This is a genomic window from Streptomyces sp. DvalAA-43 (genome assembly GCF_900091725.1).
Taxonomy (GTDB): Bacteria; Actinomycetota; Actinomycetes; order Streptomycetales; family Streptomycetaceae; genus Streptomyces; species Streptomyces pulveraceus.
In genome coordinates this window covers 25,110-41,263 of sequence record NZ_FMBW01000087.1, presented here as the reverse complement: position 1 = coordinate 41,263, position 16,154 = coordinate 25,110, and the positions used below count along the sequence as shown (strand labels likewise).

At 70.8% G+C, this 16,154-nt stretch carries 19 protein-coding genes; 10 read left to right on the top strand and 9 right to left on the bottom strand.

The genetic code is table 11. The features are described from left to right. Nucleotides 1-116: 116 nt before the first annotated feature. Together GA0115234_RS35025 and sodN are read right to left on the bottom strand one after the other, a co-directional pair. The gene (locus GA0115234_RS35025; protein ID WP_176729364.1) at nt 117-680 is read right to left on the bottom strand and encodes a hypothetical protein; all 564 of its coding nucleotides are present in this window, start codon (nt 678-680) and stop codon (nt 117-119) included. A gap of 320 nt (nt 681-1,000) precedes the next feature. After that, on the bottom strand, nt 1,001-1,396 hold the full coding sequence (gene sodN / locus GA0115234_RS35020) for a superoxide dismutase, Ni (protein ID WP_093549788.1): 396 nt from the start codon (nt 1,394-1,396) through the stop codon (nt 1,001-1,003). Nucleotides 1,397-1,575: 179 nt separating this feature from the next. Here sodN and sodX point away from each other — a divergent pair, with 179 nt between their 5' ends. Beyond that, nucleotides 1,576-2,043, top strand: a complete 468-nt coding sequence (gene sodX, locus GA0115234_RS35015) for a nickel-type superoxide dismutase maturation protease (protein ID WP_093550417.1) — start codon at nt 1,576-1,578, stop codon at nt 2,041-2,043. Here sodX and GA0115234_RS35010 read toward each other — a convergent pair. Then, complete coding sequence (locus GA0115234_RS35010) at nt 1,947-2,576, bottom strand: CGNR zinc finger domain-containing protein (protein ID WP_093549785.1); 630 nt, start codon at nt 2,574-2,576, stop codon at nt 1,947-1,949. The genes sodX and GA0115234_RS35010 overlap by 97 nt on opposite strands. Before the next feature lie 89 nt (nt 2,577-2,665). Between GA0115234_RS35010 and GA0115234_RS35005 the strand changes: the two genes are divergently transcribed. The 3 genes from GA0115234_RS35005 (at nt 2,666) to GA0115234_RS34995 (ending at nt 4,808) form a co-directional block, all read left to right on the top strand. After that, complete coding sequence (locus tag GA0115234_RS35005) at nt 2,666-3,427, top strand: class I SAM-dependent methyltransferase (protein ID WP_093549783.1); 762 nt, start codon at nt 2,666-2,668, stop codon at nt 3,425-3,427. A gap of 146 nt (nt 3,428-3,573) precedes the next feature. Next, entirely contained in the window at nt 3,574-4,062 is a 489-nt protein-coding gene (locus tag GA0115234_RS35000) for a SigE family RNA polymerase sigma factor (protein WP_093549781.1), read from the top strand. After that, nucleotides 4,059-4,808 (top strand): hypothetical protein, encoded by a 750-nt coding sequence (locus GA0115234_RS34995; RefSeq protein ID WP_093549779.1) that lies wholly within the window; start codon nt 4,059-4,061, stop codon nt 4,806-4,808. Before GA0115234_RS35000 ends, GA0115234_RS34995 begins: the two co-directional genes overlap by 4 nt. 67 nt (nt 4,809-4,875) lie before the next feature. On the opposite strand, the gene GA0115234_RS34990 is transcribed toward GA0115234_RS34995, so the two are convergent. From GA0115234_RS34990 to GA0115234_RS34980, 3 genes are read right to left on the bottom strand one after another with little or no spacing between them, the layout of a single operon-like run. Further along, nucleotides 4,876-5,637, bottom strand: coding sequence for an amino acid ABC transporter ATP-binding protein (locus GA0115234_RS34990; protein ID WP_072483787.1), 762 nt, complete (start codon nt 5,635-5,637; stop codon nt 4,876-4,878). Next, nucleotides 5,634-6,584, bottom strand: coding sequence for an amino acid ABC transporter permease (locus GA0115234_RS34985; protein ID WP_093549777.1), 951 nt, complete (start codon nt 6,582-6,584; stop codon nt 5,634-5,636). Before GA0115234_RS34985 ends, GA0115234_RS34990 begins: the two co-directional genes overlap by 4 nt. Before the next feature lie 29 nt (nt 6,585-6,613). Further along, nucleotides 6,614-7,558, bottom strand: coding sequence for an ABC transporter substrate-binding protein (locus GA0115234_RS34980; RefSeq protein WP_093549775.1), 945 nt, complete (start codon nt 7,556-7,558; stop codon nt 6,614-6,616). A 522-nt stretch (nt 7,559-8,080) separates the two neighbouring features. On the opposite strand from GA0115234_RS34980, the gene GA0115234_RS34975 reads away from it, so the two are divergent. From GA0115234_RS34975 to GA0115234_RS34955, 5 genes are all read left to right on the top strand, one after another. Beyond that, nucleotides 8,081-9,292, top strand: coding sequence for an NAD(P)-dependent malic enzyme (locus tag GA0115234_RS34975; protein ID WP_093549773.1), 1,212 nt, complete (start codon nt 8,081-8,083; stop codon nt 9,290-9,292). A 206-nt stretch (nt 9,293-9,498) separates the two neighbouring features. Further along, complete coding sequence (locus GA0115234_RS34970) at nt 9,499-10,464, top strand: zinc-binding dehydrogenase (protein ID WP_093549771.1); 966 nt, start codon at nt 9,499-9,501, stop codon at nt 10,462-10,464. A gap of 74 nt (nt 10,465-10,538) precedes the next feature. Further along, nucleotides 10,539-11,930 carry a cellulase family glycosylhydrolase gene (locus GA0115234_RS34965; protein WP_093549769.1) on the top strand — a complete coding sequence of 464 codons (1,392 nt, stop codon included), beginning with the start codon at nt 10,539-10,541 and terminating at the stop codon, nt 11,928-11,930. A gap of 121 nt (nt 11,931-12,051) precedes the next feature. Then, nucleotides 12,052-12,261: a helix-turn-helix domain-containing protein gene (locus GA0115234_RS34960; RefSeq protein ID WP_093549767.1), complete on the top strand. Its 210-nt coding sequence runs from the start codon at nt 12,052-12,054 to the stop codon at nt 12,259-12,261. Then, nucleotides 12,261-12,845, top strand: coding sequence for a Clp protease N-terminal domain-containing protein (locus tag GA0115234_RS34955; RefSeq protein WP_093549765.1), 585 nt, complete (start codon nt 12,261-12,263; stop codon nt 12,843-12,845). Before GA0115234_RS34960 ends, GA0115234_RS34955 begins: the two co-directional genes overlap by 1 nt. A 155-nt stretch (nt 12,846-13,000) precedes the next feature. On the opposite strand, the gene GA0115234_RS34950 is transcribed toward GA0115234_RS34955, so the two are convergent. Together GA0115234_RS34950 and GA0115234_RS34945 are read right to left on the bottom strand one after the other, a co-directional pair. Further along, complete coding sequence (locus tag GA0115234_RS34950) at nt 13,001-13,993, bottom strand: PadR family transcriptional regulator (protein WP_093549763.1); 993 nt, start codon at nt 13,991-13,993, stop codon at nt 13,001-13,003. A gap of 1 nt (nt 13,994) precedes the next feature. Further along, complete coding sequence (locus GA0115234_RS34945; RefSeq protein ID WP_093549761.1) at nt 13,995-14,852, bottom strand: DUF4097 family beta strand repeat-containing protein; 858 nt, start codon at nt 14,850-14,852, stop codon at nt 13,995-13,997. A 154-nt stretch (nt 14,853-15,006) separates the two neighbouring features. Here GA0115234_RS34945 and GA0115234_RS34940 point away from each other — a divergent pair, with 154 nt between their 5' ends. Next, on the top strand, nt 15,007-15,873 hold the full coding sequence (locus tag GA0115234_RS34940; RefSeq protein ID WP_093550415.1) for a hypothetical protein: 867 nt from the start codon (nt 15,007-15,009) through the stop codon (nt 15,871-15,873). Here GA0115234_RS34940 and GA0115234_RS34935 read toward each other — a convergent pair whose 3' ends face one another. Next, nucleotides 15,874-16,056: a DUF6104 family protein gene (locus tag GA0115234_RS34935; protein ID WP_003961784.1), complete on the bottom strand. Its 183-nt coding sequence runs from the start codon at nt 16,054-16,056 to the stop codon at nt 15,874-15,876. Nucleotides 16,057-16,154 lie beyond the last annotated feature (98 nt).

Below are 16,154 nucleotides of genomic sequence, written 5' to 3'. Positions count from 1 at the left end.
AGGCCACGTGTCCTGCCGTGACGAGCTCGAAGTGCGGTCGATACAGGCCGAGTTCGCGGACGCGGGTGCGGTGTCGTTCATTGACGGGCGGAGAAGGCGGAGCCCGCGGACAGCGATCAGGAGCATGCCCGGCGGGGCAGGCGGCCCAGTACGACACGGAACCTCTCTCGCCCTGCCGTGACACTCGCGCCCCAGAGACCTGCGGCATCACCGCCCAGCGAGAGGGACTGGAGCCGCCGTTCCTCGGCGAGGAGGGCGGCCCCCGCCACGTTCTGGTCCAGCATCCCCATCGCGGTGAGCGCCGCATGGCCGCAGGACACGGCGTCATCAGCATTTCCGGAGCCGTGGGCCGGCAGGGCATGGCGCAGGCCGAGGACAGCGAAGAAGGCGTAGGTGTCGGCGACATCGGTGATCCCCTCCTCGTCCGGCCGAAGCTCCGGGAACCGCTCCAGCAGGCGTACGCGCTCGGCGGCGTCGGCGAGCGGCCGGTCGGCATACCAGAGGTCGCGTACGGACTCCGCGTAGAAGTCCAGGTCGGATTCCCGCCCCGGCACGTTCGCCCGCAGGCCCATGAACAGCGGCGCCATGCGCTCGGCGCAGGCGGCGACGTACAGCCGGAACGCCTCACCGCCCCCGTCGCGAAGCGCCTGTACGACGGCGCCCTCCACCAGCGTCTCCACGTCCCCCGCCCTCCCGTTCGAACCAAACGCCAGGCCACAGAGCGGCCTGACACCGGACCGGCCGAAGCCGACCGGCATCCGGGCTTCCGACCGTGAGCCCGGTGTCCTGCGGGCGCGGTTGCCCTCGGTCGGCAGGCGTCCGTATGCGGCGCGCGACCTGTCGGCCATGAGGGGGATCGATTCGTCGACCGTGCCGCACGCCGGGCAAAAAGCCGCACCCGGTCCCTCACGGACGCCGTGCTCGGCGCCCCGCGGACCGGGTGCGGAAAGGCAGGCGATGCGACCCGCGACAATCGCAGGTCGAACGGCCCAACCAGAGATCAGGCCTTCTTGGTCTCCCAGAAGATCTTGTCGATCTGGGCGATGAGGTCCAGCGCCTTCTGGCCCGTCGCCGGGTCCGTGGAGGCCTTCGCGGCCGACAGCGCCTTGAGGGCGTCGTTGACCAGCTGGTGCAGCTCCGGGTACTTCTCGAAGTGCGGGGGCTTGAAGTAGTCGCTCCACAGCACCGAGATGTGGTGCTTGGCGAGCTCGGCGCGCTGTTCCTTGATGACCACCGCGCGGGCCCGGAAGTGCGGGTCCTCGTTGGCCTGGTACTTCTCCTGGACGGCCTTGACGGACTCCGCCTCGATGCGGGCCTGGGCCGGGTCGTACACGCCGCAGGGCAGGTCGCAGTGGGCGCTGACCTTCACCTTGGGGGCAAACAGGCGGGAAAGCATTGAGCTGTCCTTCCTCGTGATCGTCTTCTCAGGTGGGACATTACTCCGTGAGAGACGCGTTTTCGTGGCTGCCCCCATGGGCTTAGGCCAAAAGTCCGGGGCGAGGATGGGACCAGTGGCCGAATGTGCGGAACGCTGTACAGGACGTGTACTGGACCGACCGGGGAGGTGCCGGAGAGATGCGGGAGGTGCCGGAGGTGCCGGATGTGCCTGAGCTGACGCAGGAGCGCGCCGGGCGTGGGCCGGCGGCGCGTGTGCCGTTCCAGGTGGTGGAGGTGACCGGGCCGTCGATGGTGCCGACGCTCTATCACGGGGACTGGCTGCTCGTGCAGTACGGGGCGACGGTGCGCCCCGGTGACGTGGTGATCCTGCGGCATCCGTTCCAGCAGGACCTGCTGGTCGTGAAGCGGGCCGCCGAGCGCCGTCGGGGCGGCTGGTGGGTGCTGGCCGACAACACCTTCGCGGGCGGGGACAGCACGGACTACGGGGTGGTGCCCGAAGAGCTCGTCCTGGCCAGGGTCCGGGCGCGGTACCGGCCGCTGAAGAAGGATCAGCGGTCGGTGCGGTCCGTGGTGGCCTGGGCGGTCTCCGCGCTGCGGCCGGTGTCGGCCGCCCGTTCCGTCTCCAGCCGCTTGCGGGCCCGGTAGGCGGCCACATTGGCGCGGGTCGCACAGCGGTCGGAGCAGTAGCGGCGGGACCGGTTGGTCGAGGTGTCGAGGTAGGCGTTGCGGCACGGCGCTGCCTCGCACAGGCCGAGCCGGTCGACCCCGTACGAGGTGAGATGGAAGGCCAGGCCCATCGCCGCGATGGCGGCGTACCCGGCCGTCGCGTTCGACGGATGGTCGGCCAGGTGCATGTGCCAGTCCGGCTTGCCGTCCTCGTCCCGGAAGTCGTGCCCGGAGATCTGCGGGCTGACCGGGAACTCCAGCAGCAGTGAGTTGAGCAGGTCGACGGCGAGTGTCTCGTCACCGCCGTCGGCCGCCTCGAAGACTGAGCGCAGCCGCCCCCGTACGGACCTGAAGCGGGTCACGTCCGCGTCGGTCGCCCGCCGGGCCGCCTGGCCGTTGGCGCCGAACAGCTCCCTGATCGTCTCCACGGAGGTGAGGGCGTCCTTGTTGCGGCCCGGCTCCTCGGTGTTGACCAGACGTACGGCGTAATCCGAGTAATAGGCCAGTTCCACTTGTAGTCCTTACGGCGTCGGTCTATGGTCGGTGCAGCGAGCAATGTAATGGGCTCTTGTAGGTCCAGGGTATTACATGGAGGTTCCTGGTGTCGGAGACATCGACGGGTACGGACTGGCGGGCCTGGCAGGAGAGCTGGGACCGGCAGCAGGAGTGGTACATGCCCGACCGCGAGGAGCGGTTCAGGGTGATGCTGGACATGGTCGAGGCCCTGGTGGGGCCGCGGCCGAGGGTGCTCGATCTCGCGTGCGGTACGGGAAGTATTACGGACCGGCTGCTCAAGCGGTTCCCGGAAGCCACCAGCACCGGGGTGGACCTCGACCCGGCGCTGCTCGCCATCGCGCGAGGCTACTTCGACGGCGACGAGCGCGTCACCTTCGTCACCGCCGACCTCAAGGACCCCGACTGGGCGCGGCAGTTGCCATACGACTCCTACGACGCCGTCCTCACCGCCACCGCCCTGCACTGGCTGCACACCGAGCCGCTCACCGCGCTCTACGGGCACATCGGCGGGCTCGTCAGGGACGGCGGGGTGTTCATGAACGCGGACCACATGATCGACACCACGACGCCCCGGATCAACGCGGCCGAACGCGCCCACCGGCACGCCGCCATGGACCGGGCCAAGGCCGCGGGCGCGCTCGACTGGGCCGACTGGTGGGCGCTGGCCGCCAAGGATCCGGTCCTCGCCGGACCGACCGCCGAGCGGTACGAGATCTACGGTGAGCACGCGGACGGCGACATGCCCCCCGTGCGGTGGCACACCGACACCCTGCGCGCGGCGGGGTTCGGTGAGACGCGGACCGTCTGGGCCTCGCCCTCGGACAGCCTGGTGCTCGCCGTGAAGTAGCGGCGTACGGGGAGGCATGGGCGGTACGGCCGGCGGCCGTACCGCCCATGATTTATTTCCTGGCGTCGCTGCAACCCGCCGTGCCCCCCACCGCACTGGAAGGGTGAGACGGTCCGCACCCGCGGACCCGGAGAGGGGCGCCGACGATGCGGATCGATGACGATGCCGCGCTGCACGCCTTCGTCGAAGGCAGACGTACAGCGCTGTTCCGCAGCGCGTACCTGCTCTGCGGCGACCGGCACGAGGCCGATGACCTGGTCCAGGCGACGCTGGTCAAGGTCGTGCTCGGGGGGCGGCGGTACGGACGGCTCGACAACATCGAGGCGTACGCGCGCAAGACGCTGATCAACACCTTCATCGCATCCCGCCGCCGGTTCTGGCGGCGCGAGCAGTCCTACGGCGAGCTGCCCGACCGCGCCGACCGGGTGCCGGACACGGACACCGGGCTGGCGGTGCGGGAGGCGCTCGCCCGGCTCACCGACAAGCAGCGGGCCGTACTGGTCCTGCGCTACTGGGAGGACCTGAGCGTCGAGGCCACGGCCGGACTGCTCGGGATGCGGGAGAACACGGTCAAGAGCCACGCGGCTCGGGGGTTGGCGGCGCTGCGCGCCGAGATGGCGGAGGAACTGGTATGAGCAACGACGTGCACGAGCTGTTGGGGCGGGCCGCGGACGAAGCGGGGCAGCCGGCCACCTCCACCCGGGCGGTGTACGCCGGGGCGGCCCGGGTGCGGCTGCGGCGCCGGGTCGGTGTCTCGGTCGCGGCGGTCGCCGTGGTCGCGGCCGGCGCGGTCGCCGTGCCGAGCCTGGCACCGAAGGGGGACACGCAGGAGACCACGGTGGCGGCCCCGGTCGAGCTCGTGGGCAACGGCGGCCGGGCGAAGGAACTGGCGAAGGTGCTGCCCAAGGATGTCGGGGAGATCGATCAGGTCTCGCTGTCCGTCATCCGTGACGGCGACACCTCCGAGAAGGAGATGCCGCACCTGGAGGGACCGCTGGACGGGCACTTCTCCGTACGCAAGGACGGTGGAGTCGGCTACCTCGTCATCGGCTACATGGACACCGGGAACCCCGGCGCGGCGGACGATCCGTGCAAGCCCGTCCAGGGGCAGCCGGGCCTGGCGGACTGCGTGAACGAGGAGTTCCCGGACGGAAGGGTCCTGACGACCTGGAGCGACCCGATGGACTACGGGGTCACGCCGCAGTGGGGGAAGGAGCTGACCGGCCGGGTCACCTTCAAGGACGGCGGGGTGCTGGCCGTCCGTGACAGCACCGGCTTCAAGGGCGAGCGGGCGCAGGGCCCGCTTCTGAAGACGCCGCCGCTGACCCGTGCCCAGTTGCGGGCGCTGCTGCTCAGCCCGGAGCTGCTGCCGAAGAAGTAGAGGAGAGGGAAAGGAAGGAGGGCGGTACGGAGGGGTCCCCCGTACCGCCCTCCCGGCTTCCGCGTTGCTACAGCACCTTCGACAGGAACGACTTCGTCCGGTCGTGCTGAGGGTTGGTCAGCACATCGCGCGGGTGGCCCGACTCGACCACCACGCCGTCGTCCATGAAGACCAGCGCGTCGCCGACCTCACGGGCGAAGCCCATCTCATGGGTCACGACGATCATCGTCATGCCGTCCTCCGCGAGACCGCGCATGACGTCCAGGACGTCCCCCACCAGCTCCGGGTCGAGCGCCGACGTCGGCTCGTCGAAGAGCATCAGCTTCGGCTCCATGGCCAGGGCGCGGGCGATGGCCACCCGCTGCTGCTGTCCGCCGGAGAGCTGGGAGGGGTAGTTCTTCGCCTTGTCGCCGAGGCCGACCCGGTCCAGCAGCCGCTCGGCCCGCGCCCTGGCGACGGCCTTGGACTCCCGCCTGACCTGGACGGGGGCCTCCATGACGTTCTCGATCGCCGTCATGTGCGGGAAGAGGTTGAAGCGCTGGAAGACCATGCCGATGTCCCGGCGCTTCAGCGCGACCTCGCTGTCCTTGAGCTCGTAGAGCTTGTCGCCCTTCTGGCGGTAGCCCACCAGCTCACCGTCGACGTACAGCCGGCCGGCGTTGATCTGCTCCAGGTGGTTGATGCACCGCAGGAACGTCGACTTGCCGGAACCGGACGGGCCGATCAGGCAGAAGACCTCCTGGGGCGCGACCTCCAGGTCGATGCCCTTGAGGATGTGCGCGGCGCCGAAGGACTTGTGGACGCCCTCGGCCTTCACCATGGCGGTCATGCCATGCCTCCCTTCGGGCGGCCGAGGGACAGGAGGTTGGCCCTGACCTTCTGGAACGGGGTGGGCGGCAGGCTGCGGCTCGAACCGCGCGCGTAGTACCGCTCCAGGTAGTACTGGCCGATGCTCAGCACCGAGGTCATGATCAGATACCAGGCCGCGGCCAGGAAGTACATCTCGACCGGGGCTCCGGAGGCCTGCCCGATGTCCTGGGCGTTCTTGAACAGCTCGTAGAACTGCACGGCCGCCACCAGCGACGTCGTCTTGAGCATGTTGATCACTTCGTTGCCCGTCGGCGGCACGATCACCCGCATCGCCTGCGGGATCACGACGCGGCGCAGGGTCTTGCCGTGGCTCATGCCCAGCGCGTGCGAGGCCTCCGTCTGGCCCTCGTCGACCGAGAGCAGGCCCGCACGGCAGATCTCGGCCATGTACGCGGCCTCGTTGAGCCCCAGGCCGAGCAGCGCCGTCAGCAGCGGCGTCATGAAGCTCGACCAGTAGTCCTTGTAGATCGGCATCAGGTCGATGTACTCGAAGACCAGACCCAGGTTGAACCAGACGAACAGCTGGACCAGGACCGGGGTGCCGCGGAAGAACCAGATGTAGAACCAGGCGATCGAGGAGGTCACCGGGTTCCTGGACAGCCGCATCACGGCCAGCAGGATGCCGCCGACGATGCCGATGACCATGGACAGCGCGGTCAGCAGCAGGGTCTGGCTGACGCCCTTGAGGATGCGGTGGTCGAAGAAGTAGTCGGGGACCGCACCCCAGTTGATCTTGCCCTGGCTGAAGGCGTAGACGATCGCGGCGAGCGCCCCGATCGCGATGACCGCCGAGACGTACCGGCCGTAGTGCCGGACCGGGATGGCCCTGATCGCCTCGGGTCCGGACGATGGAGTGGAGGGTATGGGCGGCTGGTCGGCCGGGCCCGTCTTCTCGATGTCAGTCACAGGAAGAACCTTTCCGCGCCGGTGCCTTCTCAGGATCCGCCGTTGACCTTGGCCTCGGTGACCGCACCGGCCTCCACCCCCCACTTGGAGACGATCTTGCCGTACTCGCCGTTCTTGATGGTCGCCTCCAGGGCCGCCCGGACGGCCTTGGTCAGCTGGTCGTTGCCCTTGGCGACGGCGATGCCGTACGGGGCGGCCTCGACCTGCTCGCCGACGATCTGGAAGTCCTTGCCGCCGCCCGAGGTCTTCACCGCGTACGCGGCCACCGGGAAGTCGGAGGAGGCGGCGTCGACGCCACCGCTGCGCAGCCGGGTCTGGGCCTCCAGGTCGTTGTCGAAGGTCTCGATGGCGATCTTCCTGCCGCCGGTGCACTTCTTCGACTCGTCCTTGGCGAGGTCGTGCGAGACGGTGCCGCGCTGGACGGCGATCTTCTTGCCGCAGAGGTCGGCCCAGGACGTGATGCCCTGGTCGTCGCCCTTCCTGGTGTAGATCGAGACACCGGCGGTGAAGTAGTCGACGAAGTCGACGCCCTCGCCGACCTTCTTCTTCGTCTCGGAGTCGATGCCCTGCTGACGGTCCTTGGTGTCGGTCATCGACGACATCGCCAGGTCGTAGCGCTTGGAGCGCAGGCCGGTGATCAGCTGGTCGAACGTGCCGTTCTCGAACTGGAGGGTCACGCCGAGCTGCTTGCCGATCGCGGCGGCGATGTCGGGGTCGATGCCGACGGTCCTGCCGGACTTGTCCTTGAACTCGACCGGCGGATACGCGATGTCCGAACCGACCTTGATGACACCCTTGTCCCTGATCTCCTTGGGCAGGAGGTCAGAGAGCGGTGCCGATGCCGCGCTGTTCGAGGACCCGTTCTTGGTCTGGTCGCCACAGGCGGTCAGCAGCATGGTGCCGGCGACCGCGATGGCGCAGGCCGCCGCGATCCGGGATTTCGCGGCCGTGCGACGTGTGGTGCTTGCGGTCATGATCGGGATGCCTCCGGCAGGTGAGGGTGGTGTTGCCAGGCGGTATGGACGCACGACTGTGGATGTCGCCCCCCTGTGTGATTAGGGCATCTTGCCATTTGGACTGGCTCAAACCTGCGGCTGCTCATGTCAAAATCGGATAACGGGCGATCCCCGAACCCCTGTGGGGCCGGTACACAAGGCCGGACCATCCACGGGGTTTCCCTCTTCACGCCGGAAGATCTGCGGCGCGTCTCGACTGGTGGACGCTTTCGTCGCTTGGCGGACTTGTCCAGATATTCGACTATGAGTCACGTCACCGAGTCCATTTGGACTCGTCCATGACGCGGTCTGTCGGGTAAGAAAGACCTTTACACCCCTCATCCGGGGCTCAGGGCGCGTGTGCGGCGCGCCCGCGCGTATGTATTTCCCCCTGCCGGGGCGGGCCAACCGTCGACGCGGGGCACGTACGCGGTGCCCGCCCACCCCTCCTCAACCAGGAGTGGCCACCCTCAAACGATGAAGACTTAAGGGGTCAACACCATGGCAGCGGAGATCGTCAATCCTCGCAGCGACAGCACCACTGACAGCACCACCGATGAGCCGTTCGATCCGGCCTTCGCCCTCCACCGCGGGGGGAAGATGGCCGTGCAGGCCACCGTTCCCGTCCGTGACAAGGACGATCTGTCCCTCGCGTACACGCCCGGCGTCGCCAAGGTGTGCAGCGCCATCGCGGAGAATCCCGAGCTGGTCCACGACTACACCTGGAAGTCGCAGGTCGTCGCCGTCGTGACGGACGGCACCGCCGTGCTCGGCCTCGGTGACATCGGACCCGAGGCGTCCCTCCCGGTGATGGAGGGCAAGGCGATCCTCTTCAAGCAGTTCGGCGGCGTCGACGCGGTGCCGATCGCGCTCGCGACCACCGACGCGGACGAGATCGTCGAGACGGTCGTCCGGCTCGCGCCCTCCTTCGGCGGCGTGAACCTGGAGGACATCTCGGCGCCGCGCTGCTTCGAGATCGAGCGCAGGCTCCAGGAGCGGCTCGACATCCCGGTCTTCCACGACGACCAGCACGGCACCGCCGTCGTGACGCTCGCGGCCCTGCGGAACGCCGCGAAGCTCTCCGGCCGGAGCCTCGGCGACCTGCGCGCCGTCATCTCCGGCGCCGGCGCCGCCGGGGTGGCCATCGCGAAGTTCCTCCTGGAGGCGGGGCTCGGCGACGTCGCCGTGGCCGACCGCAAGGGCATCGTGAGCCGGGACCGCGAGGACCTGACCGAGGTCAAGCGCGAGCTGGCCGGGCTCACCAACCGGGCCGGCATCTCCGGCACGCTGGAGAGCGCCCTGGCGGGCGCCGACGTCTTCATCGGCGTCTCCGGCGGTACGGTCCCCGAGGCGGCCGTCGCCTCGATGGCACCCGGCGCGTTCGTCTTCGCCATGGCGAACCCGAACCCCGAGATCCACCCGGACATCGCGCACAAGTACGCGGCCGTCGTGGCGACCGGGCGGTCCGACTACCCGAACCAGATCAACAACGTGCTGGCCTTCCCCGGCATCTTCGCGGGCGCCCTCCAGGTCCGGGCCTCCCGGATCACCGAGGGCATGAAGATCGCCGCGGCGAACGCGCTGGCCGACGTCGTGGGCGACGAGCTCGCGGCGGACTACGTGATCCCGTCGCCGTTCGACGAGCGGGTGGCCCCCGCCGTGACCGCCGCGGTGGCGGCCGCCGCACGGGCGGAAGGCGTGGCCCGGCGCTGAGCCGGTGGGGTGAGGGGGCGGAGCGGAGTGGGGCACGGATAGGGGGTGCCTGCGGCCGGCTCCGCCCCCTGCCCGTCCCGCGCCGTGCCCGGGGCTCCGCCCCCCCGGACCCCGCTCCTCCGTCGCCGGAGGGGCTTGAATGCGCGGCGCGCGTCACACCGGTAGCCGGTTACGCCAGGCCCGCGCCCCGGCCTATCGTCGGGGCCATGTTCGCCGCCTACGCATCCCGCATCGACCGCGACCAGCCCCTCAACGGCCTCGATCTGGGTGAGCGCCCCGCCCCCGAGGCGCGCCCCGGCTGGACCACCGTCAACGTCCGGGCCGCCTCCCTCAACCATCACGACCTCTGGTCCCTGCGCGGCGTCGGCCTCGCCGAGGACAAGCTGCCGATGATCCTCGGCTGCGACGCGGCCGGCACCGACGAGGACGGCAACGAGGTCGTCCTGCACTCCGTCATCGGCCAGACCGGTCACGGCGTCGGCCCGGACGAACCCCGCTCCATCCTCACCGAGCGCTACCAGGGCACCTTCGCCGAGCAGGTCACCGTCCCCAGCTGGAACGTGCTGCCCAAGCCGAAGGAACTCACCTTCGAGCAGGCCGCCTGCCTGCCCACCGCCTGGCTCACCGCGTACCGGATGCTCTTCACCAACGCCGGGGTGCGCCCCGGCGACTCGGTCCTCGTCCAGGGCGCGGGCGGTGGTGTCGCCACCGCCGCGATCGTGCTCGGCCGGGCGGCCGGGCTGCGGATCTACGCCACCAGCCGCGACGAGGCCAGGCGCGGGCGCGCCGTCGAGCTCGGCGCGATCGAGGCGTACGAGCCGGGCGCGCGGCTGCCGCACCGCGTCGACGCGGTCATCGAGACGGTCGGCGCGGCCACCTGGTCCCACTCCGTGAAGTCGCTGCGCCCCGGCGGCACGCTCGTCATCTCCGGTGCGACCAGCGGCGACCGGCCCTCGCACGCCGAGCTGACCCGGATCTTCTTCCTGGAGCTGAAGGTGGTCGGCTCGACCATGGGCTCCAAGGACGAGCTGGAGGACCTGCTGGCCTTCTGCGCGACCACCGGGGTGCGGCCCGTCATCGACGAGGTGCTGCCGCTGGACCGGGCCCGCGAGGGGTTCGAACGGCTGGAATCGGGCGACCAGTTCGGAAAGATTGTGCTCACCTGCTCTTGAGGTGTGCGGGGTGAACTGCTCTGATCTGCGCCATGCGAATGCGGACGCGGATACGGACCCGGACACAGATCCGGATGGGCAGCGTGCTCACCTCGATCGTCACTTCGTTCGTGCTCGCGGCGGGGGCGCTCGCCCCCGCCGCCGACGCACGCCCCGCACCACCGGAACAGCGGACCGGCATCCCCCGTCTCACCGACGACGAGGGCCGCACGCTCACCCTGCGCGGCTGGAACGTCGAGGACAAGGCGAACCGCGGTGACCAGGCGCTGACCGCCATCACCGAGAAGCACTTCCGCGATCTGCGCGCCAAGGGCTTCGGCTTCGCCCGGCTGCTGGTCTTCTGGGACGATCTGGAGCCGCGCCGGGGCCACTACAGCGCCGGGTATCTGCGCAAGATCGAGCGGGTCCTGGACTGGGCGCGGAAGTACGACATCCAGGTGCTGCTCGACGCCCACCAGGACGTGTTCGGCCCGGCTTTCGGCCACCGGGGCATCCCGGCCTGGGCGACCCGCACCGACGGTCTGCCGTTCACCCCGCACCCCGAGGACTGGTTCGCGGAGTACTTCGAACCGGCCGTGCAGCGCGCCTTCACCCATCTCTACGAGGACCCCGACCTCCAGCGCGCCCAGGCACGGATGTGGCAGGTCCTGGCCGAGCGCTTCGGACGCCACCCCGCCGTCCTCGGCTACGACCTGATCAACGAGCCGATGGGGGAGGTCCGGGAGGGCGAGGACCTGGCGACGGCCGCCCGCCGCATCGAGGCGCGGCAGCTCACCCCGATGTACAACCGGCTGGCCCGCGCGGTCCGCGCGGCCGACCGCACCAACTGGCTCTTCGTCGAACCCACCCCCGTCGTCGGCGAGGGCGTCCCCACCGGACTGGGCGCGATCCGGGACCACCGGACCGTCTACGCCCCGCACTTCTACAACACCGCGATGGAGGCGGGCGCCGACTACGACCCGTCGGCCGGCTGGATCGAGTCGTACGAGGCCGCCGTCACCGCGTATCCGCGGCAGCGGCACATCCCGGTCGTCGTCGGCGAATGGGGCCCGCTGAACAACAGGCTGCCGATGATGGGCCGCTTCTACCGGGACGCGATGACCTCGCTGAGCCGCTACACCTCGGGCTGGGCGGGCTATGTGTGGTGCTACGGCGATGGCTACTGCGCCCTGGACGAGAACGGCGCCTTCGCGGCCAACAAGGACCGGACCGCCACCCCGTACGCCCCCGCCGTCGCCGGAACCGTCCACTCCGACACGTACGACGACAGCACCCGCGTCTACCGGCTCAGCTATACGGCGGGCCGCCGCGGCACCACGGAGATCTCCCTGCCGCCGACGGCCGGGCGGTGGCGGGTCTCGGTGGACGGCCGTGCCGAGGTCCGCCGGCACGGGGGAGAGGTGCGGATCGAGGCCCGGAAGGGGGCGCGCGTCACGGTGACGGTGACCGGGACGGCGCGCGGCTGAGGTCGGCCCGCAGGGAGTCGCCGCACGGAGACTTCGGGCGGTGTCTTCGTGTGGTGTCTTCGTGTGGAGTCTCTGTCAACCGTGGTTGACGCGACCGTCCGTGTCAACGTAGGTTGACATCATGACGGAAGCGACGGATCTCGCCACGCGCGCCGGCGACCGCGACCCCCGGGTGGGACTGCGGGCGGTCGCCGCGCTGCGCCGACTGCTGGAACAGCTCGAAGCCGTACAGGTCGGCAGCGCCCGCGCGCAGGGCTGGTCGTGGCAGGAGATCGCGGCCGAACTGGGCGTCAGCCGACAGGCCGTGCACAAGAAGTACGGGAGGCATTGATGTTCGAACGATTCACCAGGAGCGCCCGGGACATCGTGACCGGCGCCGTGGGCCACGCCGAACGGGCCGATGCCGCAGCGGTCACCGAGGAGCATCTGCTCCTCGCGCTGCTCGACCGCCGTGAGGGCCGGGCCGCCTTCGCCGCCGCCTCGCTGGGCCTCACCGACCGCCGCGCGGCCGTCGAGGCCGATCTGGTCACGGCCCGCCGTCACGGCGGGCTGACCCGGGCCGACACGGACGCGCTCGCCGGCCTCGGCATCGATGTGACCGAGATCGTCGCCCGTGTGGAGGAGGTCCACGGGGAGGGGGCGCTGGACCGGGAGCGGCGGCGTGGCGCGGGGCGCCGTCCGTTCGGTCGCGGGGCGAAGGACGTCCTGGCGAGGTCGCTGCGGATCGCGGTGGGGCGCCAGGACCGGTTCATCGGCGACGAGCACCTCCTCCTGGCGCTCACTGCCTGCCCCGGCGTGGTCGCCGATGTGCTCGCCGCACAGGGCGCCACGTACGCGACGGTGACCCGCGTGCTGTACGGAGAGCGCGAGGGGGAGGACGACGGGGACGCGGGGCGGTTCAGGAAGGCGGGCTGAGCCCCGGGTCTCCTGGTCGCGCCCCGGATCCACTGCTTGTGCGCCGGGCTCCCCGACCGAGCCCCGGGCCTCCCGGTGGTGCGCCGGGCTCCCCGACTGCGCCCCAGGTCTCTCCCGGTCGTCCCCGGGTCTCCCGGGGCACCGCTCCCGGCCCGTCACTTCTCCCCGTCGTCGTCCTTCCTCAGCAGCGCCCCGATACGGGCCGCGGCCGTCGACAGATGGCCGCGGGCCTCCGTCAGCTGCTCATCCGTGACGCCCCGGTCCCGGGCCGCGTCGCGGATGTCGTCGCGGAAGCGGTCGAGCAGGCGGTCCAGGTCGCGGGCCGGGTCGCCGGTGGCGGCGGTGTCCCGGCCCCAGTCGGGGTCGGCGCCGGTGGGCTCCGGCTTGACGTACGGGGGCCGGCCGCCCGTCCTGGTGAGGCCCGCCAACTGGCCGGTGATCTCGGCCAGCCCCTCCCGTACGCCCGAGGGCCAGTCGCCCCGGGCGAAGTGCTCCTGGACCTGGCGGGCGGCGTTCTGCATCTGCTCGCGCGCCCGGTCCTGGGCCTCCTTGGCCTGGCGGCGGGCCTGCTGGGCCTCCTCGCGGGCGCGGCGGGACTCGTCCTTCGCCCGGCGGGCCTGCTCCTTCCACTCCTGCTTGGCCTTGCGCAGCTCCTCCTTCGCGGCGCGCCACGCCTCCTTGTCGCCGAAGTCCCCGAAGTCGCCGAAGTCGCCGAAGGGAGACTCCCGGTCGCCCTTGCGGCCCGGACCGGAACCCGTGTGCCGGGTCTCGTCCGCCGCGGCCCGCATCTCGCTGCGCAGCTTCCCGGCGGCGCCGCGTACGTCGTCCCGTATCTCGGCGGCCAGCTCGGAGACCGACTCGCGGATCTCCATTTCCAGATCGGCCAGTTCGCCGGTGCGTCCGGCCAGTTCCTCGCGGCCCGCGTCGGTGATCGAGTAGACCTTGCGACCGCCCTCGGTGGCATGGGTGACGAGGCCCTCGGCCTCCAGTTTGGCGAGGCGCGGATAGACCGTGCCCGCCGAGGGGGCGTACAGCCCCTGGAAGCGCTCCTCCAGAAGTCGGATCACCTCGTAGCCGTGGCGGGGTGCCTCGTCGAGGAGCTTCAGCAGGTAGAGGCGGAGGCGGCCGTGGGCGAATACGGGGGGCATGTCAGAGCACCTTTCCGGTCGGCTCGGCATCGTACGGAGCGTCCTCGGCCGGCGGGCGGCGCAGCAGCGCGATCGAACCCGAGACGGTCGTCGCCCGCAGCTTGCCGGTCCCGGCGCCGAGCGTGCCGGTGATCTTCTTCGCTCCCCACTGGCCGCTGACCCGCAGGTCCTCGAAGCCGTTGGAGACGGAGCCGCTGGCGGTGTTGGCCTCGACCTTCGCGTCCGCCGGGTGCGGCAGCCGGATGGCGACCTCGCCGGAGACCGTGGTCAGCCGGATGTCCGTGGGCTTCCCGTTCGGGTTCAGGTCGAGCACCATGTCGCCGCTGACCGACTCCGCCCGTACCGAGGCCCCGGCGCCCTCGACGACCGTCAGATCGCCGGAGACCGAGTGGAAGCGCAGCTCGCCGGTGACCGACTGGGCCTCCACGCTGCCGGAGACCGTGTCGGCCAGGACCGGCCCCGAGAGTCCGACGAGCGTGGTGTCGCCGGTGACGCCGCGTACGTCCGTACGCCCGCGGATCCCGGAGACGACGGCGCCCGCGCCGACGACGCCGACCGCCACCGCCGACCCGGCCGGTACGGCGAGCGAGACGACCGCGCTGCGGTGCCAGCCCTCGCGGTCGAACCACTTGAGGAAGTTCTGCCAGGGCAGGTCCTCGTACGCGACCGTGAGGGTGCCGCCGTCCAGGGTCACGACCAGCGGCGGTCCCTCGATCGCGGAGACCTCCAGCCGGGCGGTCGGCTCCTCGGTGCCGACGACATTGACGGTGCCTCCGACGGTGCGCACGTTGAGTGACGTCACGGGGTCGTCGAAGGTCAGCTTCTGGGGCTCGGCGATGGCCCATGTCGACACAGGCATGGATCTGACCTCCCGGGGAGCACGGAATGACGCAACATATCGCGTCTCTTGTTGAACACGATATATCGCGGATCGGGGAAGTCAAGGTACGTCGAGAGGTCATTGGCGGATCAAAGGGCGCCAAATATGGGCAAATTGCCCTAGCGTGTGGGACATGAACGCGACATCCCCCGCGGGGGCGCTGCTGCTGTGCCGTGCCGAACCGGAGACCGTACGGCCGGTGGCCCATCTGCTGCGCGAGAGGATGCTGCTCGCCCCCGCCGGGGACGGCTGGTCCGTCCTCGTCCCCGAGGGAAAGCCCTGGCAGGGCGGGGCGGACGCCTCCGCCGCCGGGGTGGAACCGGTCGACCGGGTCGTGGCCGGCTGGGCCACCGCGCTCGCGGTCGGCTCGACCTGGCCGGTGCTCGCCCTGTGGTGGGACGGCGACCGGGCCGGGTACACCCTCGCGTCCGGTTTCCGCCGCCCGGTCGGCTACGTCTGGCTCGCGGACGGCACCCCGGCCGGTGAGGACGAGGCCATGCGCACCTTCGCCGAGCGCCTCGGCCTCGATCCGGTGCTGGACGTCCAGGCGCTCGAAGAGCTGACCCGCCCGGACCCGGACGTCGACGCGCGGATCCGGCTGCGCGGGCTGCTCGCCGTCCTGACCCGGATCGGGCTGATCCTGCCGCCGGGCCTCGACCCGGACACCCCCGGCGACCGGTTGTACGCGGCGGCCGACGACCGGCCGGAAGCGGAACCGGTCGTCTGGACCGGCTGGCGCGGGGCGGTGAAGGCCGAGCTCGACGCGGTCGAGAGCAGCCGCCTCGGGCCCTGGCTGCGCGGCCCCAGGGCCCGCGTGCTGGCAGGTGCCCAGCTCGCGGCAGGACTGCCGCTGGTCCTCCGGGGGCTCCACCGCCGCGGCGACGGGTGGCTGCTCGCGGGGGTGCTGCTGCTGGCGCACGGGGCGCTCGGGCTGGCCTACGACCGGATCAGGGGCGCCGAGGGGGAGGGGCGCGGGTGGCCGGCGGACGGGCGCGAGTGACTACTCGTCCTCGTCCTCGTCGTCGAGCCGGGCCAGCCAGGTCGCGAGGCGCTCGACCGGCACCTCGAAGTCGGGATTGAGATCGACGAACGTACGGAGCTGCTCGGCGAGCCACTCGAAGGTGACCTCTTCCTCGCCTCGCCGCTTCTCCAGCTCCTCGATACCGCGGTCGGTGAAGTACATGCGGCCAGCCTAATGCCTGGTGGCAGCCCCCAGGCGGCCGGGAGCGGGCTGTCGGCCGAGGTCCTCCGGAGCCGCGCGACCCCGCAGGGAACCGGCCC